The organism is Rothia sp. HMSC036D11 (assembly GCF_001814205.1).
In the GTDB taxonomy this organism is placed as follows: domain Bacteria; phylum Actinomycetota; class Actinomycetes; order Actinomycetales; family Micrococcaceae; genus Rothia; species Rothia dentocariosa.
In genome coordinates this window covers 14820-35275 of sequence record NZ_KV815316.1, presented here as the reverse complement: position 1 = coordinate 35275, position 20456 = coordinate 14820, and the positions used below count along the sequence as shown (strand labels likewise).

The 20456-nt window shown below is 51.8% G+C and carries 17 protein-coding genes; 11 read left to right on the top strand and 6 right to left on the bottom strand.

Annotated features, from left to right (window positions below):
• Nucleotides 1-155: 155 nt before the first annotated feature.
• Entirely contained in the window at nt 156-2684 is a 2529-nt protein-coding gene (locus HMPREF2958_RS09910; protein ID WP_070697871.1) for a DNA gyrase/topoisomerase IV subunit A, read from the bottom strand.
• A 213-nt stretch (nt 2685-2897) separates the two neighbouring features.
• Between HMPREF2958_RS09910 and HMPREF2958_RS09905 the strand changes: the two genes are divergently transcribed.
• Both HMPREF2958_RS09905 and HMPREF2958_RS09900 read left to right on the top strand, forming a co-directional pair.
• Nucleotides 2898-3494 (top strand): DUF5998 family protein, encoded by a 597-nt coding sequence (locus HMPREF2958_RS09905; protein WP_013398920.1) that lies wholly within the window; start codon nt 2898-2900, stop codon nt 3492-3494.
• 1 nt (nt 3495) lies between these two features.
• Complete coding sequence (locus tag HMPREF2958_RS09900; RefSeq protein ID WP_070697870.1) at nt 3496-4740, top strand: alkaline phosphatase family protein; 1245 nt, start codon at nt 3496-3498, stop codon at nt 4738-4740.
• Between the two features lie 59 nt (nt 4741-4799).
• Here the strand turns inward: HMPREF2958_RS09900 and sepH are convergent, their stop codons facing one another.
• Nucleotides 4800-5858 carry a septation protein SepH gene (sepH, locus tag HMPREF2958_RS09895; protein ID WP_246828121.1) on the bottom strand — a complete coding sequence of 353 codons (1059 nt, stop codon included), beginning with the start codon at nt 5856-5858 and terminating at the stop codon, nt 4800-4802.
• Between the two features lie 341 nt (nt 5859-6199).
• Here sepH and HMPREF2958_RS09890 point away from each other — a divergent pair, with 341 nt between their 5' ends.
• Complete coding sequence (locus HMPREF2958_RS09890; protein ID WP_004004482.1) at nt 6200-6499, top strand: DUF4193 domain-containing protein; 300 nt, start codon at nt 6200-6202, stop codon at nt 6497-6499.
• A gap of 66 nt (nt 6500-6565) precedes the next feature.
• On the opposite strand, the gene HMPREF2958_RS09885 is transcribed toward HMPREF2958_RS09890, so the two are convergent.
• Nucleotides 6566-7015, bottom strand: a complete 450-nt coding sequence (locus tag HMPREF2958_RS09885; protein ID WP_070697868.1) for a DUF3093 domain-containing protein — start codon at nt 7013-7015, stop codon at nt 6566-6568.
• A gap of 208 nt (nt 7016-7223) precedes the next feature.
• Here HMPREF2958_RS09885 and dut point away from each other — a divergent pair, with 208 nt between their 5' ends.
• The 5 genes from dut (at nt 7224) to HMPREF2958_RS09860 (ending at nt 12123) form a co-directional block, all read left to right on the top strand.
• On the top strand, nt 7224-7670 hold the full coding sequence (gene dut, locus HMPREF2958_RS09880; RefSeq protein ID WP_246828119.1) for a dUTP diphosphatase: 447 nt from the start codon (nt 7224-7226) through the stop codon (nt 7668-7670).
• A gap of 108 nt (nt 7671-7778) precedes the next feature.
• Nucleotides 7779-8642: a DUF3710 domain-containing protein gene (locus HMPREF2958_RS09875; protein ID WP_070554495.1), complete on the top strand. Its 864-nt coding sequence runs from the start codon at nt 7779-7781 to the stop codon at nt 8640-8642.
• Complete coding sequence (locus HMPREF2958_RS09870) at nt 8642-9196, top strand: asparaginase (RefSeq protein ID WP_070554493.1); 555 nt, start codon at nt 8642-8644, stop codon at nt 9194-9196. The genes HMPREF2958_RS09875 and HMPREF2958_RS09870 overlap by 1 nt, the downstream gene beginning before the upstream one ends.
• The gene (locus tag HMPREF2958_RS09865; RefSeq protein ID WP_070554490.1) at nt 9189-9929 is read left to right on the top strand and encodes a DUF3159 domain-containing protein; all 741 of its coding nucleotides are present in this window, start codon (nt 9189-9191) and stop codon (nt 9927-9929) included. The genes HMPREF2958_RS09870 and HMPREF2958_RS09865 overlap by 8 nt, the downstream gene beginning before the upstream one ends.
• 88 nt (nt 9930-10017) lie before the next feature.
• Entirely contained in the window at nt 10018-12123 is a 2106-nt protein-coding gene (locus HMPREF2958_RS09860) for a hypothetical protein (protein ID WP_070697866.1), read from the top strand.
• Nucleotides 12124-12239: 116 nt separating this feature from the next.
• Here HMPREF2958_RS09860 and HMPREF2958_RS09855 read toward each other — a convergent pair whose 3' ends face one another.
• Together HMPREF2958_RS09855 and HMPREF2958_RS09850 are read right to left on the bottom strand one after the other, a co-directional pair.
• Entirely contained in the window at nt 12240-12893 is a 654-nt protein-coding gene (locus tag HMPREF2958_RS09855) for a potassium channel family protein (RefSeq protein WP_004004494.1), read from the bottom strand.
• Between the two features lie 12 nt (nt 12894-12905).
• Nucleotides 12906-13673 carry a potassium channel family protein gene (locus HMPREF2958_RS09850; protein WP_048751600.1) on the bottom strand — a complete coding sequence of 256 codons (768 nt, stop codon included), beginning with the start codon at nt 13671-13673 and terminating at the stop codon, nt 12906-12908.
• Nucleotides 13674-13770: 97 nt separating this feature from the next.
• Between HMPREF2958_RS09850 and HMPREF2958_RS09845 the strand changes: the two genes are divergently transcribed.
• The 3 genes from HMPREF2958_RS09845 to dxs all read left to right on the top strand — a co-directional run bounded on the left by HMPREF2958_RS09845 (nt 13771) and on the right by dxs (nt 19772).
• A complete protein-coding gene (locus HMPREF2958_RS09845; protein ID WP_013398928.1) occupies nt 13771-15852 on the top strand; it encodes an APC family permease in 2082 nt (693 codons plus the stop codon).
• Nucleotides 15853-15963: 111 nt separating this feature from the next.
• Nucleotides 15964-17598 (top strand): class I SAM-dependent RNA methyltransferase, encoded by a 1635-nt coding sequence (locus HMPREF2958_RS09840; RefSeq protein ID WP_013398929.1) that lies wholly within the window; start codon nt 15964-15966, stop codon nt 17596-17598.
• Between the two features lie 164 nt (nt 17599-17762).
• Nucleotides 17763-19772 carry a 1-deoxy-D-xylulose-5-phosphate synthase gene (gene dxs, locus HMPREF2958_RS09835; protein ID WP_070448613.1) on the top strand — a complete coding sequence of 670 codons (2010 nt, stop codon included), beginning with the start codon at nt 17763-17765 and terminating at the stop codon, nt 19770-19772.
• 136 nt (nt 19773-19908) lie between these two features.
• Here dxs and HMPREF2958_RS09830 read toward each other — a convergent pair whose 3' ends face one another.
• A complete protein-coding gene (locus HMPREF2958_RS09830; RefSeq protein ID WP_070697865.1) occupies nt 19909-20430 on the bottom strand; it encodes a Rieske (2Fe-2S) protein in 522 nt (173 codons plus the stop codon).
• Between the last annotated feature and the right edge of the window lie 26 nt (nt 20431-20456).

The following is a 20456-nucleotide window of genomic DNA, read 5'->3' as shown; positions in this document are numbered from 1 at the left end:
AATGCAGGACATTAGCGTTCCCTAGAAGTTAGTTCCTGTCCTGTCGTATGCGACTCGCGAGTTTTGCGGCGCGAGCGGTAGCGAGCACGCAATGTTTGAGCTGGAGCATGTGACAGGACGTAAACACACCATAAAATCTAAAGAGTGCCAAAACCTTAGAACAATTTTTCTCCGTCGGACGCCATTTTTGCTTGCTCGGTGATAGCCGCATAGTTGGGACCTACCGCGCCGATCGCCTGGGTAAGGGGCACACCCGAGCCGTCGCGTGAACCGTGCTCGGTCGGCAAGGAGCGTGCTACACCGCCCGGCGTGCCAGCCTTTGCAGGGCCAACGCCAACCCACGCCAGTGCCAGCTTCGATTCTCCCGTCAAGAAACGATGTGCCCGCACACCACCGGTCGCGCGACCCTTCTGTGGGTACTCCGCTAGGGGAGTGACCTTCGCACTCGCCATACCATCCTGCCCGTTCGTGACGGTCACAACCTCTGCGGCAGAACCCGGGGCGGTCACGCCGAGCGCAATTACCGCATCCTGCGCACCCAGCTTAATACCAGCGATACCGCCGCCCGCGCGGCCCTGCGGGCGAACCTTAGCCGCATCGAAGGTCAGAAGTTTCGCCTCCTGAGTAACTAACGTTAGGGCATTATCGTCGGAAGAGCACACGGTTGCGGCAATGACCGTATCCTTTGGTTTGAGCTTGATAACATCCCACTCCGTCTGATTCAGCGGATACTCCGGGTTCACGCGCTTAATCACGCCGTTCGCCGTTGCCAGCGCAATTACCTCATTCAACGGCACAAGCCCCACCAGCTTCTCGCCCTTTGCCAAGGCAACAACCTCGGTAGCTTTGACGCCCGTAGTCAATACAGGAGTTCCCGAAGAATCATCGAACACCACCAAATCCATGACCGACAGGCGCACCATGCGCCCCGTAGAGGTCACCGCACCAATCTCGCCCCGCGCCGTCGTGGGAACAATAGACGTGAAGACGTCATGCTTAATGCGTTTGCCCGGATCAACTAGAGCTTCACGCATTGGTTTACCCACCGTGCGCCCCAGTATGCCGGAAGCCGTCAGCAGCACCCAACAGGGCTCATCGGCAATTTCAAGCGCCAACCCGAGGCTCTTCTTCGCCTTTGAGGCCCCGTTTGAGACAGCCTCAATCGCAGACTGCATATCGTCTTTCGTCTTCAAAACGGTACGGCGATCGTTACCGTACTTCTCGGCAACCTCGGCAAGCTCGTCAGATACCAGCTCACGCAGCGCAGAATCGGAACCCAAAATACGTTCCAGTTCAGCAATCTCCTGGCGTAACTTATCGCGCTCAGCCTCAAGCTCAATGCGGGAATACTTTGTAAGCTGGCGCAGACGTAGCTCAAGAATATAGTTCGCCTGAACCTCCGTCAGGTCGAAGACCGCCATCAGCTTCTCGCGAGCCTGCGCGGTTTCATCCGAAGACCGAATAATCTCAATAACTTCGTCAATATCGACAATGGCAACCAGCAGACCATCCACCAAATGCAGACGATCCTTATGCTTACCTAGACGGAATTCGGTGCGGCGGCGCACTACTGACAGACGATGATCGATGTACACCCGCAGAAGATCAAGCAGTCCCAAGGTCTGCGGCTGACCATTCACCAGCGCCACATTATTAATGCCGAAAGAATCCTCCAACGGCGTGTGCTTATATAGCGAAGCCAGCACAGCCTGCGGATTAAAACCGTTCTTAATCTCAATAACAAGGCGCAGCCCGTGTTTGCGGTCGGTCAAATCGACTACATCAGAAATACCGGTCAGTTTCTTGGCGTTAACGCCGTCCTTGATCTTTTCAATAACCTTTTCCGGGCCCACCATATACGGCAGTTCAGTCACCACAATACCCTGTTTACGGGGGGTCACCTGCTCAATAGAGACCTTGGCACGGGTCTTGAACGTGCCGCGCCCGCTTTCGTAGGCATCCTTAATACCGCTCAATCCCACAATCGTGCCACCGCTGGGCAGATCAGGGCCGGGAATAAACTTCATAACCTCTTTGAGCGTGGCATCAGGGTGCGCAATCAAATGCCGCGTACCCGCAATAACCTCGCGCAGGTTATGCGGAGCCATGTTCGTTGCCATACCCACCGCAATGCCGGTCGTACCATTGACCAACAGGTTAGGGAACGCCGCTGGCAGCACGCCCGGCTGCATGAACTGGTTATCGTAGTTCGGCACAAAATCAACAACGTCTTCATCAAGATCCGCAGTCAGCGCCGTCGCTGCGGGGGCCATACGTGCCTCCGTGTAGCGGGCAGCCGCCGGGCCGTCGTCAAGCGAACCAAAGTTACCGTGCCCATCCACCAATGGCAGGCGCATCGCAAAAGGCTGCGCCAAACGCACCATCGCATCGTAAATAGCGGCATCGCCGTGCGGGTGCAGTTTACCCATAACCTCGCCGGTCACACGGGCACTCTTCACATGCCCCTTATCCGGGCGCAGCCCCATCTGCTGCATCATGTAGAGGATGCGCCGCTGCACCGGTTTCAGCCCGTCGCGCGCATCCGGCAGAGCACGCGAATAAATAACCGAGTAGGAGTACTCCAAAAAGCTGGATTCCATCTCGGCAGAGACATCAATATCGACAATATTTTCGACAATATCAACCGGGTAATCTTCAACGGCGGACTTGCTGCGGCGTGCCATTTCTCTCCTTGAGGCGCACAATAATGCACCCAATGTGGGGTGGGCGTATTCGTAATTCTATTCTACAGGTAGCGCAGAAAAATCCGCCTAAATGCCCGTCAAAGTAGCACAGGCAGCATGTAAAGCACTAAGGTATAAACTACAGTGTCTAACAACAGCACCACACATGCGCACACGAACCTGCCTTATTACCTATGACCCTAAGGAGTCTTCATGACAGCGACCGCATATGATCCGCGGGAAAAGCTCACGGCCGATATCGAGCGTGCAGGTTTCTACCCAGATCTAGTGCGTGACATTGTTGATGAAGCCCTTGCCGGTTTAGAACCAGAATCCCATTTTGTGCAGGTTGAAACGCATTTCAGCCATAATAATTTGCATCGCCATATCACGGTCTTAGTTGTTAGTGGATCTTTGTTGATTCTGGCCCATTTAGACGACCAGCATCTTGAAGAAGAAGGGCAGCAGACCGTAGCGCATGTGGGCGTTGAAGCGGTTAAGCTGAGTTCTCTGCGCGCCGTTACTATTAGTTACGGGTACGATAATCCGCAGGCATATAAGCCCGGAACGGTTCCCACCGAACTTTCGATGCAGATAGCATGGACGGGCTCGCTGCACCTGGAACTGGCACCCGCTACCTGCCCCGATCCACACTGCACCGCAGATCACGGGTATAGTGGTGACGCCAGCCGAGAAGATTTAGCCCTGCGCGTCTCGGCAACAGCGGACGGTCCCGAAGCCATCCTTCAAGCGCAGCAGTTTGCCCGCGCCCTACACCGTGCACATATTCAGGTGAGCGAAAGCCGCTGATATGTCTGAATACCTCGATTACGCTGGAAATCCGGTGCCCCCGCCACCTGCCTATGGAAGCAACAGCGTGGCAGATGTTTTCGAATCAGCCGCATCATTGGTAGCGCAGAGAAGCTTACCGCGTGCTCAGCACACATTAGATGATGAACCAGATTTCAGCCTGGATGCAGACCCGCTCAACCTGGCACAGCGACTAACTGAAGCTGGGGCTGACCCTAACGGATTCCGTAATATCTGCCTGATCATGGTCGATGGTCTGGGAGAACAACTGCTGCAAAGCTACGGATCTTATGCGCCTTATCTAAAGAAAACAGTTTCTTTAGGGGCATTGGATGCGGCATTCCCCACCACGACTGCAGCGTCGTTGGGTTCGTTGGGCACCGCCTCCGCGCCGGGGGCTCATGGGATTGCTGGCTACGAGGTTCGCAACCCCACGACGAATACCGTGATGAACCATCTTTCGGGGTGGGATAAGAATGTTGATCCGCACGCCTGGCAACCCCTGTCCACCGTTTTCGAGCGGTACTGTATCGATAGGCGCGTGGTGACGATTTCACTGGAGAAATACCGGGGGAGCGGGCTCACCGAAGCAAACTTGCGCGGCGGTGAGTTCGTGGGCGCAGCCGACTATAACGCTCGTATCACTTATGCCTGCGAACTTCTGACCTCGCGCACACCGACCTTGATATACCTGTACTGGGGAGAGCTTGACCAAGCGGGGCATCGCTACGGTGCGGGAAGCGACGAATGGCTTGAACAACTTGAAGAACTTAATCTGGCACTGCGCCGCCTTGCCGAACGTTCTCCGGCGTGGGCTGGTATTTTCCTCACGGCCGATCACGGCATGGTAAATGTTCCACAGGAAAACCGCATCGATTATTCGGTGAACAAGGAGCTTCTGGAAAATGTCGCTATGACGGCGGGGGAACCGCGAGCAGTACAGCTCTATATGCACGATACTTCACCGGATGCCCGCCGCCAGAGCGCACAATATTGGGTTCGGCACTGGGGTGAGCACGCTTGGGTGCTAGACTCGCATGACCTGTATGAGCGGGGCTACTACGGCACGGTAATTCGTGATGCAGCGCGAGAACGAATTGGCGATCTGATCGTTTGCGCTCGTGATGATTATGCGCTCTACGATATGCGCCGCCAGAAGGAACGCGCACTCGCTATGGTGGGGCAGCACGGTTCGCTGACTGATGCGGAGCGTCTTATTCCTCTGCGGTATCTGCCGACCTCGTAACGGCAAGGACGGCAGGCTAAACTGTCTGTGTCTTCAGGAATCCTAGTAAGAAATTACTACTATTTGCGCCCGCCAAAAAGGATATCATCCCATGCGGGAATGCTTCGGCGCTGCTTCTTCGAAGAACTAGTCTTGCTTTGGTGATGCTCACCTTTGGGCTCTGGAGCGTGATGAGCATGCTCGGGCGTCAAAGGAGCAGAGTCGTTGCTGTCATGCTCATCAACGGATTCAACTGACTGCGGGGTATCCGGTTCAGGCTCATACACTTCCGGCTCTTCCACCACGGGAGTAACCGGGCGTACCGAGCGGGCGCGCTCGAGAAGCTCATTGAGTTTACGTTCGTCACGGCTTTCGCCCTTCAAAGAAGAGGTAGGCGCATTAACGTGTACCGGAGTCGTATGAGTAGTCACAAGCCGCTGCTGCACCGGGGCGGTTGCCTCCGGATGCTCTTCGTGCTCTTCATCTTCGCCGTCTAAAGAAGTTTTCTTAGCTGCGGCCGCCACCGCAGCCGGGCTTCCCATCAGGAAGTATGCTGCCTCATTTGATGCGTACAGCCCTTGATTAGCCGGGTTGTAGGTCCAACGAGCGGGGAACCGTACCTTTTCAGGCAGGTGGGAGCGTGCCTCATCGGAGAGCGCAAAGTCGGCTTCGACTCGCCACTGCCCGTTTTCTTTCTGCCGAGTTTCCCAATCCTGGGTGGCATCCTCAAAACCGTGCTGGTGCGCAATCTCAGCAATACGAGCCGCGAGAGTGACGGGAATTTGCCCTATGCCAGAAGCTGAATCACGTCGTCCCACTTTCACGTTTTGAGCGGCGCGAATAATGTGCGAGCGCTCCGCCACGATAGGCCACTCGTACCTGCGCACGCGTTCCGGTTCCCAGCCGGATTCTTCAGCAATTTCTTCTACGCTTGCACCCTGTCGGAAGCGAGTTTGAATATCACGCGGACCGAAAGACCCCTTAGTACCTCGCCCGCGAAGCGGCTGGATGCGTCGTGCCTTAGTGATGCTTGTGCGCAGATTCGCGTCAATTGGAAGGAGAAACCTAGTGCCGTCAGCAGACTCAAGCACCAGATTTTCACCGTCATCATGTACGCCAATCAGACGCAATTCAAGCATAAGAACCTCCAAATTCATGGGTGGGGCAACACCACAACCATGCCGTTATGCCGGTTTAAAAACATAAAGTTACCTACCAAGGGTACCGTGAGAGCCGCAAAAAACGGTAGTAAAACCCCCAAAACATCGTGAAAAAATCCTAAATTGATATCTTCCAAGAGGCCTTTATGACGGCTAAAAGTTCACTAACTGCGTCCCGATTAGACAAAACGGGTATCAATAGTGAACAATACCTGCATGCCGCCGTCGCATAACACGCCGATATGTGATGGGGTACTACCTATTTAGACCACCGTGGGCGGTAGGATTTCAGCCCACCAAAAACGACGGAGCGTGATAGTTTGGCAACTGATTACGATGCACCCCGCAAGCAGGATGACGAACAGAACGAAGAATCCTACGAAGAGCTGAACGCGCACCGTTCGGAGATGCAGTCCGGGGCGGTGGATGAGGATGAGAATACCGCGGCAGAAAGTTTTGAGCTGCCCGGTGCAGATCTCTCCAATGAAGAGCTCAACGTAGTGGTTCTGCCCGCACAGGAAGACGAATTCACCTGCGCATCCTGCTTCCTGGTTCGTCACCGCTCGCAGATTGCGCGTGAAGAAGACGGTCTGTTGTACTGCGTAGAATGCGAAGGATAAGAAGCTAAACCATACGACTCAAGGGCGGTTTCCTTAGGGAGACCGCCCTTTTAGCTGAGAAGAGAACTAGCCGTTTAGAATCTCGGCTATTTTTTCGGGATTACGGGTTGAAGCAATCCAGTAGGGGGTCGGATCGGCAGGGTCGGTAATATCGAGGCGGATTTTCGGTGTTATCCACCCGCGAAAACACATATATGCGCGCCCATCAAGGTCGGGACCAGCCGCAATACGGGCCTGTTCGCCACGAAATGCGTGTGTTTCACCCACATAGGTCCGTTCAATACTTGCTCGCCCCACACGAACCCAATCTTGCGATATTTCGATAGTGGGCGCGGAGAAATATAAAATCCACCCGAGAAGAAGCGTAACAACGACAGCAGCAATAATACCCACCGGAATACCAATAGGAGCGCCCACCAGATAAGATGCACCTCCGGCACACAGCGTGAGAAACCACATGCCTGGTCCAGGAGAAAGACGCTCATAGTAGAGCGTATGAGGTGACGAAGAAGCCATCGTAATAGTCCTTCTAAGCTTGTTGGGTATCTGTTCAGCTGGCGTCTAGAAAAAGAGTGTGTGCACCATCTGGGCAGAAAATCATATTCAACATTCTAACCGAGGTTATTTTTTGCGCACTCCAGCACCGTGCAGTACTTATGTGAAACTCCTGTACGCTAAGGGGACAGAGATGACGTAGCCCCGTATGTTCGGTAGAGTGAAAGACATGATTAATCCCATTGATGTCCAGATTAAAATGCTTGATGCAGATCTCCCAGCACCGTCTTACACCAATCCTGGTGATGCGGGCGCAGATCTGCGTTCACGAGTAGATTTTGCACTGGCGCCTGGAGAGAGAGCACTTGTACCTACCGGTATTGCTATTGCTCTTCCCGAAGGATATGTAGGGTTGGTGCATCCGCGTTCGGGGCTTGCTACTAAACACGGCATCACAATTGTTAACGCACCGGGAACTGTCGATTCTGGGTATCGCGGTGAACTTATGGTGACGTTATTGAATACGGATCGTGCAAAGTCTTTCCAAATCAAGCGTGGTGATCGTATTGCCCAGCTTGTCATTCAGCGTTATGAACACGCTAATTTTGTGGTGGTAGAGAACCTTGACGAAACCGAACGAGGATCTCAGGGATTTGGCTCAAGCGGCTTGAAATAATCTTTTACCGCGTAATTCGGCAGATAATAGACTTTAATCGCACAAAGAAATATACAATATCTGCATACAATATGAGACGCACTAACATCTACCAGTAAGGGATATTCAGTGTTTGGTTTTGGCAAGAAAAGCTCTGACGATGAGCGTAAGAAAGCAGAAGAGAAAACTACTAAGGTTACTTCTAAAGACTCCAAGAAAGAAGATGCTGAGCTAACCAAAGCTAAGTCTAAGTCCAGCCTTAACAAGGTCGATCGTGATGATGAAGAGCCCGAGGTAGTTATCTACGACCGTTCTGAAGGCCCCCACGATATTGGTGAGGTTGATGATACCGAAGAATACATCGACCTTGGTGCTCTATATATTAAGATGCTTGACGGTCTAAATCTGCGTCTTGAGATGGACGAAGGTACGGGAGCTGTAATTGCCGCAACCTGTATTCGTGCTGGTGGAACCCTCCAGATTCAGGCGTTCGCAGCGCCTCGTAGTACTGGCATATGGGATGATATTCGGCATGATCTTGCCGAGTCTGTGGCATCGCAGGGTGGAACCGCCGAAATGTATACGGGCGAGTTCGGCGCCGAGATGCTAACCCGCCTTCCCGCTACGACTGAGGACGGGAAACGAGGGGAGCGCATCGCACGATTCGTTGGCGTCGATGGCCCTCGATGGTTCTTACGCGGTGTTATCTCTGGCGAGGCTGTTCTAGGCAATGAAGAAGCTGCTGAAGCGATTGAAGAGGTCTTCCGTACCGCTATTGTCAATCGTGGCGACGACCCCCGCCCGCCACGTGAGCTATTACCCATGACGATGCCGGAACAGATATATACCTTAGACGACTCAGGTGATGAAGAGCAGGAACCTGAGGAGCAGGAGAGTAGTCGAGAGACTGAAACGAAGAAAAAGAAGAACGAGGATAAACGCGAACTACGCCCAATGCCTCGTCGCGGACCCGAGATTACAGAGATTGGGTAATGCCGCGCATAGATAACAGCCACGCTGCACCCGGTTCGGGGACTTCTTCTCAAGTTGAGGCGGAGTACCCCGAACGTTTTCGTGTTCGCCTAGCTGGCCGTATCGATCAGGTGTGGATCCCTGCTGTTCACGATAAACCGCTCTACCAAGCAGAACTTATCGTGGCGAAATCAAAACCGCTTCAATGGGCCAGTCCTCTAGCTCTGATTGGTATGCCCATTGTTGAGCCTCCTGGTGAAGACTTTGACGATGAGCAGGAAGACTCGCAGAATGCTGAGACCGTTATTTCTGATGGAGACCAACAATCAGTTCTGGGGAAGACCCCCATGACGGAGAGCTTAGAAGTGCGGTTCCCCTCACGTCCGCCGTTTTCAGTGGGAGAAAGAGTAACCCTTATTTGGCACGGGCAGCGTGTAGTTCCTGGTTTACTGGCGGGGTGCCTGCTGCGATGCTCTGGGGTTATCTCAACGCACACGTACCCGCCCGTGATGTACAACCCTCGATACGAGATTGTTCCCCAATACTTCTTAGAAAAGGATCCTCGACGTGGTTAATACTCCACATGACCCTCAGCATTTGAATAACCAGTATGCCTCTGACGGTGCCCAGAGTGCAGAGACAAACTCGATATCGGGGCAAGAGTCATTAGGTAAGAGCCTGGGCGCTTCTTTGGGAAGCAATATCCGCCGCACAGAGTCAGGTCATGTGGATGTGCTCCATGCAATTGGCGGGTGGCGTGGACTCGTAGAAACTTCTCTGCCTTCATTACTCTTCCTTATCTTCTTCACGGTCACCAAAGATTTAAACTTGGCCTTAGTTATCGCGGTAGCAGCTGCAGGTATTTTTACCGTGCTGCGCCTTATACAGCGCAGTAAACTCATACCTGCGGTGTCGGGTATTGTGGGTGTTGCAATTTGTGCTTTCACTGCTTTTCGCACAGGGAACGCTGCCGATTACTATTTGCCGGGTTTTTGGACGAACGGCATTTACAGTGTTGCGTTCGTAGCTTCGATTATCGTGGGTTGGCCTCTGGCGGGACTCATTTTCGGGTATATCAGAGGAGAGCAGCTTACCTGGCGGCAGAAACCCGAACGTTTGAAAGCCTATAAGCTGGCAACGTGGATTATGGCGGCTGTCTTGCTGTTGCGACTTGCGATCCAAATACCGCTTTACTATATGAACGCTACCGAAGTCTTAGGTGCTATGCGCATCGTTATGGGGCTGCCTCTGTACGCGGCGGGTATCTGGCTGGCGTGGCGAGTATCTGATCCGGCAGAAACCTTATAAAACTCTTTACGTCACTAAGCATGCTTAAAGTATGCTTAGTGACGTCTTTGTAGCCTCTTGGTCTATCCAACCACCCAAGGAGTAAGTTATGATAAGTATTTTAAAATCATTATATGCTAAATCTATTTTAATTTTTGCATTTTTTATTAGCGCGTGTGCAGTAATTCTTATTACATTACGTGGAGATAATCCAGTAAATGTCGTATCTGGTGCTGTTATTTTTACAGTGTCTGTTATTCTTTCGCGATTTTTGTGGTATGTACTATGGGAGTTGATATTAGGTGCTTATAGGTATGAAGTTACAAAGACAAAATTTTTTGAGATTGTAGCCTGGGGGTATCTTCCCTTAATGTTTATGGGTTTAGCTATTTCATTCGATGATAAAAGTATTTGGGTATTTACAATATATACATTTTTCTCACTTTTAATATTAGATACCATGATTATCCATACTCTTTATTTCCTTGTTAGCCAAGAATATAGTGCGGAAAATCTGTATACCCAGGTGGTGAAGCCTAGAGATTCTTTTGCTTTTATACGAACATTGGGGGAGGCTAAAAGTGAAAGCCAGAGGTATTTGAACTATAAAAAACCTATTTCACAGGAGTCTATAGAATATTTTAATCTAGAAATTGATGGGCGCAAAACTCGTGTTAGAGAATACGTATTCTGGGCAGGTTATGTCGATTATGTAAATTATATTATGCTGTTGCATAAAGATATTTTGAATCTTTCTGATGAGGACACCGTGGAAACATATAGCAACCATCGGCATTTGGCCCAGGCATACCGTTATTTACATGACGCTGAGAACCACTGGGAGTCTGGACATGAATCTATTAAAGCAGATGATGAAGCGATAAGGCATGCTTATGCCTTTATTCGGAGTAAAGCCCAACGTCTTGAAGATCCTATAAATAAGATTAAAATTCCCGTACTGCGCTCTCACATAAGCAAAGACTTAGAGCTGCGCCGAGAATGTTTTGAAAATGCTAAAACTAAAGTTGCTTCATTAGCTCCGCAGCTAAGTGATGTATTACTGCAGGGACGGCAGCAGAAGAGTTCAATAGTTGAACCAATTATTATGTATTCTGCTGCACTTGATAATCTATTAAGCGATATTGATGATAATCTTACTGAAGCGGAAAAACAGTTTTTGTTAGTTTCTCGCAACGTATCGGACGAGCAGCGCATCAAAATATTCAAGAGTGCATATATTGCGCAGGATGCAGAAGTTGCTCTTTGGATTCTATTTTTTAAACTTCAAGAATTTCTTAAGGAATGGGAAAAATCTGTTGATGCTCCCGCACATATTGAAGAAAGTTCTTCTCATCTTGCGCATTATCTTTTTGATTTTGCACAAAATCATGAAAATAGATTCTTCAAAAAATATTTTGATAGTCGCATACAAGAAATAAGTAACTATGCGAAGTCTCTTGAGTCCGAAGAATTTTATGCTGTTGCAGACCATTTTTTGGAGTGGGTTATGAGGATATATCAAGGTTTTCCTATTCCTATGCCACAAGATATAAAAGATATTTTTGAACAGACTCTAATTTCTATAATTCAAAAAATTGCGGAACGTCTTCTCATTGAAACTAGAATGTATGCGCCTCTGGGTTATCTCTCTCTACAGCCAGAAGATATTAAGGAATATGCTCAGCTGCAACGCATCCAAGATCTTTTAGAGACTGAGCATGAGAGCACTACCCGAGTTCTTGAAGACCGCCAAGAAGCGCTCCGTTTGGTGCGGGCATCCCATGAATGGGCACAAGAAACCGGAAAATATTTATACCCAGAACTCTCAGGACGCCTCGACGCGCAAAATTTCGTGCTTGAAGCTCAACGTTATGCCGTTCCCACAACTGTTGGTGTTTTCAGTGTAAATGCTGTTTTGAAGAAGCTGCAGGAACTTGACCAAAAAGAAAGTGAGAAAACCGGGAGTGGCCGAACCTACTGGTTCCCGGTTCAGAACGTTCTTACACACGGAACCTATGCAAACAGTGCTACTCCCGAAACGAGCGGCTGGGATGTCGATCCTTGGCAATACTCGTGGGGATCCTGGTACGGCGACGGCTTTACTCCTGCCGACAACAGCTCCTCGGACTCTGGAATTAGCTTTAGCGGAGGTGACGGCGGAAGTTTTGACGGTGGCGGCGGAGGCTTTGGCGGGGGAGACGGCGGAAGCTTTTAGACCTCACACAATCCTCAGCCATCATTAGAGACGCTAAACGTGCGTCTATATTTCGCGCGTTTCAGCTGAGAAATAGCTCGTTTTCGTTGGTGATCTAGGAGGGGCAGAGAGATAACCTAGGCGAAGAGCGCCCGAATCTGGTCTTCTCCGTCAAGCGTCGTGATGAAGAAAAGTTCGTCGCCACCCTCAATAACAACATCGGCGGAAGGTGCAACCGGAACACCATCGCGCAAGATGGCGGTGAGTACCGTATCGGTTGGCCATTGCACATGGTCTATCCTGTAGCCAATCACAGGATGATCGAGCGGTACCGTATACGCCGCCAACGTCGCCCCGCCGGCCTGAAGCGTAAGCAGACGCACCACATCGCCCACCTCGACGGCTTCCTCCACGAGAGCCGTCATCAAACGCGGAGTGGAAACTGCCACATCCACGCCCCAGGCATCATCGAAAAGCCACTCATTCCGGGGATTATTTACACGCGCTACCGTGCGTTGTACACCAAACTCGCTGCGGCACAGTAGAGATACCATCAGATTAACTTTGTCATCACCGGTTGCGGCAACAATCACATCAGCGGTATTCGGGTGAACCTGGCGCAAAACAGATAGCTCACAGGCGTCACCAATATGCCAGCGCACTCCCGGCAGGTCGGTACGTTTTTTCATCTCAGGCTTGGAATCAATAATAGTGACCGTGTGCCCATTCGCCTTGAGCTCCTTAGCGATAGATGCCCCCACGGAACCGGCCCCAACAATAAGTACCTTCATGTTATAAGCTCCTTATGCTTTCGGGCGACGGCGATCGCCGGGGTGCTGCGCCGGGTCTATCGGCTTCGCATGGAACCAATCCAGCCGCGGATCGGTACTGTACTCGACGTCTTCATCAGTACGAGGCGACCGCGAAAGAATCCGAGAGACTTCGTTAATATCGTCCGTGCGCATCATAATGTGTACGGTATCTCCCTGCTGATAGGCGGTATCTGGGCGTGGAAGCATGCCTTCACCGAATCGGGTAATGTAGGCGATGCGCACCCCGGCAGCACGCTCAATATCCACGAGTGCATGACCTGCCCATTGTTCATGCAGCGGAATTTCAGTAAGCATGAGCCTGCCCGATGGCTCCCGAAAATCACCCTTGAGTGCCTGCTCCGGTAGCAGACGACGAAGCACCTGATCCGTTGACCACCGCACGGCGGCTACCGTGGGAATACCTAGACGCTGAAAGAATTCAGCACGATTTGGGTCGTAGACTCGGGCAACAACATTTTTTACTTTGAAAGTCTCACGCGCCACGCGGGCGGCAATAATATTTGAATTATCTCCCGAAGATACAGCAGCAAAAGCGTACGCGTCCGAAATACCCGCCTGTTTGAGCGTTTCTTGATCAAAACCGACGCCGGTCACCAACTGCCCGCTGAACCCTTTACGCAAGGGCTGGAAAGCTCGTTCATCTTGATCGATAACGGCTACCGTATGCCCCGAAGCCTCTAGAGTACGGGCAAGCATAACTCCCACACGACCAGAACCCATAATGACGAAATGGGGCATGTGCTTTCCTCCTCAACAGACGACCGGTTTTCCTGTTAAGTGTACCGAGTAAGACCACTAAACGCCCGATGACCTGCGAAACACGCGGCAAATAAAATTGAGCTTTACCCCGCAGGCGGATAGCCTTAAACCTGTGAAATATCGTTGGGAAAAAATTCGCAGCGCCTTCACCGGTAAGCCGGTAGATTCGCGTCAAGTAGCGGCCATGTCGCTGCCTAAGCGTTTTGCCCTACCCCTTTTCGGCTCTGACGGTATTTCATCTGTCGCATACGCCGCCGACGAGATTATTCTGATGCTCGCCGTTGCGGGTAACGCAGCCATTGTCTATGCCCCTTGGGTTGGGTTAGCGGTCGCCGTCGTAGGTCTTATGATCGTAGGCACCTACCGATACAACATTAATCAGGTCGCTGCCGAAGGCGACTTTGAACTAGTGCACCGGCGGTTGGGCAGTAAACCCGCCGTTATTTTGGGGGCCTCGGTACTTCTTGATTTCGTGCTTACGGTTGCCGTTTCCATGTCGTCGGCGGCAACATTCCTGGTGGCACTCTACCCAGAATTACAAGATCATCGTAGCGCCATCGCAATACTGCTCATCATTATTTTGACCGTAGTGTCTCTGCGCGGTCTACAACTCATGGGAAAGATAGCACACTGGCCGCTCTATATTTTCCTCGCGATCCTAGGCGTTACGCTGTGCATTGGAATTATAAAATCCTGGATGGGTGTGCTTGCTAAAGCAGAATCGGCAAACTACTCGGTACTCCCCGAAAACGTCGATTCACAGCTGATTGGCATAGCGTTCTTCTTCTTGATCTCACGGTCTTTTTCAGCGGGTGCCGTTGCGCTCTCCGGAGTTTCCACGATCTCAAACTCCGTGCGTTTCTTCCGGCGCCCCAAAAAACATAATGCCGCCCTCACCCTCATGATTATGGGTACCATAACGGGTGTGCTTCTCGTCAGCATACTTTACATAGCCCAAGTTACCGGCGTTACTATGGTGCATGACACCACACAATATTTGTTGATTGAGGGGCGCGCGCCAGGCGAATTCTTCCATCAGAAACCCGCGCTCTATCAGATAGCACTCGCTATCTATGATGGTGCCCCGCTCATACCTCAGCTGCTTGTTTTTGCCACAGTTGCAGTGCTGACCATAGCATCTTTTACAGCTTTTATCGGTTTTCCGTTGAGTTCATCTGCTCTCGCTGACCGCAGGTATCTGCCAGTTCAGCTACGGAGCATCAACTCTGTGGGCCTCTACCGTAACGGGGTTCTCCTGCTGGCTATTATGGCAACATGTCTAACGCTGCTTTTTGGCTCGGATATTTTCTCGCTCATTCAGCTCTATCTCGTGGGTATGTTCCTCTCGATGCTGCTCACTCAGGGATCGGTAGTGAGCTACCGCATCCGAAAACTGCGCATTACACTGGCATTTACTTCGCGCCGACACCTGATCCGTGACCTAGCCGTCAGTATCATCGGGGTTATCGTGACTGCCGCTGTACTCATTACTGTTGTTGTCACTAAGTTCATGGCAGGTGCCTGGCTTTCGCTTCTTATAATCGCTACCTTGTTCGGGGGTATGATGATAACCCGTAAACACTACGATGCCGTCATCAAAGCAGCAGAAATACCATATGAAGATCTAGAAACCGCCGATCTATCCTCGCTGCCTTCACGGGTGCACGCCATTGTTTACACGAAGGACCTCAACAAACCCGTGCTTCGTGCCCTAGCCTATGCGCGCGCATCCCACCCTTCAACACTGGAAGCTCTGACCGTTAATAACGACCAGACCACTCTTGACGATGTGAAGACTCGCTGGGATCGCATGCGGATTCCTGTGCGGCTCTCAGTGATTGATTCACCCTACCGAGATACCGTCCAAGCCGTACATAACTATGTGCGCCGCATTCAGAACAATACATCGCGGGATGTTATTGCTGTTTACATTCCAGAGTTTGTTCCGGAACATTGGTGGCAGCGCCTCATTCATCCACGAACTGTCAAACAGCTTAAGAAAGTTTTACAGCAAGAACCTAATGTTATTCTTGTGACTGTTCCGTGGAGCATTCATGAGAATGCAACGTCCATCGATACCGAGGACATTGATACCTCTGTTCATTCCCATAAAAACGATACGATGTATCGGGGCTCAACCCACACAAAAGAAACGTGATATTCCATGAGAACCCTTGAGATTTTCTCATGCTTATGGCAGGGTTGAACGGTTATTTAAAAATAAGCGGTGTAGAATGCTTCACATCAGAATTCTGTAAGGAGAAGACGCGTGAACACCCCTGAAATCAGCACAGTACGTGACTCCGGTGCGGATAACGCTACCTCGGAGCAGGGGTACACTATAGGCGAGCTAATCCAGGTAACCTGTGAGACCCCCGCTCACGGAGGTGCACTCGTTGCACGTACGCACGCCGGGGTCGTTTTCGTACGGCACGGTGTAGTGGGTGAAGAAGCCCAAGTTCGAATTACAGCAGTAGGCCCCAAAAACCGTTTCTACTTTGCAGATGTTGTAGCCGTCAAAGTGCCTGCACCAGTGCGCCGTAAGCATCCCTGGGCACAGGCAGATGCCCTCAAAACCCCCGAAGAACGTCAGAAACTCACCGGCATAGCAGAGCTTCTTGGCGGGATGGAGTATGGACACCTAGAACCCTCTGAACAACGGCGTTACAAAGCCGAGATCGTACGAACTCAGCTTCATCGCTTAGGCGGCATCCCTCTAGAATCACCACTCTTAACAAACCTTATCGTTGAGTCTATGCCTAATCGAGACCTCGTCGAAGGCGACCTCTCCTGGCGATCTCGTATACGGTACACCACCGCTAAAAGCATTGAAGACGGTACAACGTATTGGCGCATCGGCATGTACCCCTACCACAGCTCGCAGCCGGTACCCGTAGTTGATTTTCCCCTCGTGGCACGTGAACTGCGTGACCTAGAACTTCACAAGCTCAACCTGCGGGGGGTTCGCGAACTAGAAGCAACGCTGTCTTCACGTGGGCGTATTCTGCTCCAATTCATGGTTGATCCCCGGTTTGAGACAACCCACGTCGCCAAAGAGATTGAAAGGCAGTGCATCCAGCTTTGGGGCGAGCTTGCTAAACGTAAAATCTCACTTTTCTTCACCCCCTACAGCGGATCGAAAGCAAAACCGAGCAAGCGTTCAGGGCAGCCCAGCGTGCATAGCCCTTATCGGCGTGTGCGTCAGGGAGATATACTCCTTGGCGGTGGGTTACGTTCCGTAACCGAAGAAGTAAGTTTTGGTCCGCGAAGGTTCAGCTATCAGGTCTCCGCAGGTGGCTTCTGGCAGATTCACCGCTGTGCCCCCTCAACTCTCATGGGCACCATGTTAACCATGCTCCGCCCAACCTTAGGCGAATGCGCCCTCGACCTATACGCCGGTGCTGGACTATTTACAGCAGCGCTTGCGGATGCTGTCGGCTCAGAAGGAACGGTTATCAGCGTTGAAGGTTCCCCGGTAACGCACCGTGATGCGCGTTCCAACTTCGCTCCGGATGGTCCTTCCCGAAGCGATAACTCCAAGGAAACCCGTGTTGAGGTTATTCGTGGAGACGTTGCGCAAAGCCTTCAAGATCTTAAAGCAGCACATAGCCTTGGCCAGATACCTACCCCGGATGCCGTGGTACTTGACCCATCTCGCGAAGGGGCTAACCGCAAAGTTTTGGAACGCCTCAACGAACTCAAGCCCGGGCGCATTCTATATGTGGCATGTGATCCTGCAGCCTTGGGACGCGATACAGCTATTTTGCGTGAACTAGGCTGGGATCTCGTACAGGTCCGGGCATTTGATATGTACCCTAATACGCATCATGTTGAGACGCTCGCTCTTTTTCACCGTGCGCCTGCGCGTATTCGTCCAGCGCGTCTGTCAAAACGTCATAAGTAAATTCTCGTAGAGACAGCAAAACTGTATGTACCTAAGATGGCGAACACGGTAACCATGACTTTTTTCGGCAACCTTCAAATGGGTATATATAACCTAACCCGTTAGAATTTAACTGTTAGACCTAGAGGTACATTGTTGACCTCAACCGTGCAGAAGGAGAGTGTATGTCTGCTGAGAACGAGGCGAACAAGGAATCCTCAGGGCTCTTGTCCGATATTCGTGAACCTCGGGATTTGCGCCCCCTCAGCTACGAGCAGCTGCGTGAACTCGCTGAAGAGATCCGTCAGTTTATCGTAACGAATGTTTCTGCAACGGGTGGTCATTTAGGCCCCAATCTTGGTGTTGTTGAGCTGACTCTTGGTATCCACCGTATTTTTGATTCGCCCCACGATTCTATTCTCTTTGATACAGGGCATCAGTCCTATGTGCACAAGCTGGTGACCGGTCGTCACGCCTTTGACACCCTGCGCCAAAAGGGCGGGTTGTCGGGGTATCCGGATCGTGGCGAGTCTGAACACGATATTATTCAGTCCTCGCACGCTTCATCATCAATTTCCTGGGCTGATGGTATTTCACGCGCCTACGCTCTCAACGGAGAAAATGACCGCTATACGGTGGTTTTAATCGGTGATGGTGCGTTGACCGGAGGCATGGCCTGGGAAGCCGTGAATAATATCGCTGCCGACCGTAGTCGTAAAGTCGTTATTGTAGTCAATGACAATGGTCGATCGTATGCGCCTACTATTGGCGGTTTTGCTAACCAGCTGACGGCACTTAAGCACGAGGTGCAGCAGCAGGTTGACCGTATGCGTCTTGACCATCGATATGATCGGGCGCTTGATGCTATGCGCCGTGGTCTGCAGCGTGGCGGCCCGCTGGGGCAGATGATTTACCGGGGGCTGCACGGCATGAAGGTCGGTATTAAGGACGTTGTGGTCCCCAAGGGTATTTTTGAAGATCTCGGCATGAAATATGTTGGTCCAATTGATGGGCACGATCAAGAAGCTGTTGAGACCGCCTTGCGTGCCGCTAAGAACTACGGCGGCCCGGTGATTGTGCACGCTATTACAGAGAAAGGACACGGCTACGCTCCGGCACGTGCGAATGATGATGATCAATTCCATGCGGTAGGAAGGATTGATCCTCTTACCGGTAAGCCTGTCTCAACCAGCACCGAAGAGTCATGGACGAGTGTTTTCGGTCGTGAGATCAAACAGATCGCGGATGAACGCGAAGACATTGTAGGCATTACCGGTGCCATGCTCATTCCTGTTGGTCTACGTGAATTCGCGCAAGCGCATCCGAACAGAGTCATTGATGTTGGTATCGCAGAACAGCACGCCGTTGCGATGAGCGCAGGCTTGGCATACGGCGGTATGCACCCTGTGGTGGCACTCTATGCAACATTCTTAAACCGTGGCTTCGACCAGCTCTTGATGGATGTTGCCCTTCACAAGGCGGGCGTGACTCTGGTTCTTGACCGCTCCGGCATTACTGGACCTGACGGCGCAAGTCACCACGGCATGTGGGACTTATCGCTTCTGCAGTTTATTCCTGGGTTAAACTTGGCCGCTCCACGCGATGCTGCGACGCTTCGTGAAGCGCTTCGTGAAGCCGTCGCTATTGATGATGCACCGACCGTTGTCAGGTACCCAAAGGGGTCGGTGGGTGAAGATATCGCTGCCCTGGAACGCCGCTCTGACGGGGTGGATGTGCTGACCCGCACCGGGCGGCCGCATCCTGAAACTGGGCAGCGCGATGTGCTGTTTGTTGCCGTTGGCGCCATGGCACGGGTAGCGCTCGAAGTGTCTGAGCGCCTTGCCGAGCAGGGCATTCATTCGACGGTGATTGATCCGCGATGGGTTATGCCGGTTCCGCATTCGGTGGTGGATTTTGCACGAGACCACCGCATCGTTGTGACTCTCGAAGATGGTGTGCGTGCGGGCGGTGTGGGTTCACGCATTCGCCAAGAGATGCGTGCGGCTGGCGTGGACACGGCGTTGAGTGAGCTCGGCTTACCGGCAGAATTTATACCGCATGCGTCACGTGAGGAAATCCTGGAAGATGTTGGTTTGTGCGCGGAAACCATTACTGCCGATATTCTTGCCCAGCTTGCGGGCGATAAGGTTCCCTTCGCACGCGAAGAAGGGCAAAAGCCTCGGCATACTCAGTAATTTTTTGTGGTGCTTGACCGAGTGCAAAAAATAAAACGTTGGGGTGTGTAGATTTTCACACACCCCAACGTTTTTATTGACATGAAATCTAGACGTTAAAAACTAATATACCGTCAATACCCATATGTGAAAGGTATTATCCTCCAACAACGATCCTGCCATCTTTCACCTCTGCCTTATAGGATTTTAACGGCGACTCAGCCGGTCCGCCTTTGACTGCGCCATCGGCGAGAGCAAACTGAGAACCGTGGCAGGGGCACACAATTTGGCTGTTGTTTTGTACGTTGAGTTGGCATCCTTGGTGGGTGCAGGTGGAGCTAAAAGCCTTGAAGACACCGTTTTCAGGCTGAGATACGATAACGGTAACGCCGCCTTTGGTAAGTTTCGCCGCTTTGCCGACGGGTACCTCCGAAGCTGCCGCAATATCGGTGGGGGACTCTGGCCCGGCAGCACCGTTACCGCCCCCTCCGCCACCACCGCTGGAACCTTCAGCACAGGCGCTTAAAGCAAGAGCTCCTGCGGTAGCTGTGGCCCCCGCTACGAGTGCATTTCGGCGCGAAAGTTTATGCTCCAGATCCTGAATGCTCTGAGAGTTTGGCTCGTGTACAGAAATTTCTGATTGTGCGCACGAGCAGGTGCACGATGGTACTTCGTTCATCGTTCCTCCTTGAATTCCCCGGTGTG

What these genes read in the sequence shown, in the direction of transcription:
- HMPREF2958_RS09910 (WP_070697871.1), bottom strand. Translation starts at nt 2,684, where the DNA reads ATGGCACGCCGCAGCAAGTCCGCCGTTGAAGATTACCCGGTTGATATT.
- HMPREF2958_RS09905 (WP_013398920.1), top strand. Translation starts at nt 2,898, where the DNA reads ATGACAGCGACCGCATATGATCCGCGGGAAAAGCTCACGGCCGATATC.
- HMPREF2958_RS09900 (WP_070697870.1), top strand. Translation starts at nt 3,496, where the DNA reads ATGTCTGAATACCTCGATTACGCTGGAAATCCGGTGCCCCCGCCACCT.
- sepH (WP_246828121.1), bottom strand. Translation starts at nt 5,858, where the DNA reads ATGCTTGAATTGCGTCTGATTGGCGTACATGATGACGGTGAAAATCTG.
- HMPREF2958_RS09885 (WP_070697868.1), bottom strand. Translation starts at nt 7,015, where the DNA reads ATGGCTTCTTCGTCACCTCATACGCTCTACTATGAGCGTCTTTCTCCT.
- dut (WP_246828119.1), top strand. Translation starts at nt 7,224, where the DNA reads ATGATTAATCCCATTGATGTCCAGATTAAAATGCTTGATGCAGATCTC.
- HMPREF2958_RS09870 (WP_070554493.1), top strand. Translation starts at nt 8,642, where the DNA reads ATGCCGCGCATAGATAACAGCCACGCTGCACCCGGTTCGGGGACTTCT.
- HMPREF2958_RS09860 (WP_070697866.1), top strand. Translation starts at nt 10,018, where the DNA reads ATGATAAGTATTTTAAAATCATTATATGCTAAATCTATTTTAATTTTT.
- HMPREF2958_RS09855 (WP_004004494.1), bottom strand. Translation starts at nt 12,893, where the DNA reads ATGAAGGTACTTATTGTTGGGGCCGGTTCCGTGGGGGCATCTATCGCT.
- HMPREF2958_RS09850 (WP_048751600.1), bottom strand. Translation starts at nt 13,673, where the DNA reads ATGCCCCATTTCGTCATTATGGGTTCTGGTCGTGTGGGAGTTATGCTT.
- dxs (WP_070448613.1), top strand. Translation starts at nt 17,763, where the DNA reads ATGTCTGCTGAGAACGAGGCGAACAAGGAATCCTCAGGGCTCTTGTCC.
- HMPREF2958_RS09830 (WP_070697865.1), bottom strand. Translation starts at nt 20,430, where the DNA reads ATGAACGAAGTACCATCGTGCACCTGCTCGTGCGCACAATCAGAAATT.